The sequence below is a fragment of the Paenibacillus camelliae genome (assembly GCF_023715345.1).
GTDB lineage: Bacteria > Bacillota > Bacilli > Paenibacillales > Paenibacillaceae > Pristimantibacillus > Pristimantibacillus camelliae.
The window spans coordinates 1-205 of the sequence record NZ_JAMBNY010000111.1 but is presented as its reverse complement, the minus strand read 5'-3'; the positions used below and the strand labels follow the sequence as shown (position 1 = coordinate 205).

Below are 205 nucleotides of genomic sequence, written 5' to 3'. Positions count from 1 at the left end.
AATGAGCAATCAAACACTTTAATGGAGAGTTTGATCCTGGCTCAGGACGAACGCTGGCGGCGTGCCTAATACATGCAAGTCGAGCGGAGTTGATAGGAAGCTTGCTTCCTTGAGACTTAGCGGCGGACGGGTGAGTAACACGTAGGTAACCTGCCCATAAGACTGGGATAACATTCGGAAACGAATGCTAATACCGGATACGCAA

The 205-nt window shown here is 49.3% G+C and carries 1 rRNA gene; it reads left to right on the top strand.

Features of this window, described 5'->3' with window-relative positions:
* Positions 1 to 18: 18 nt before the first annotated feature.
* Positions 19 to 205 (top strand): 16S ribosomal RNA (locus M3180_RS22650); the annotation flags it as partial.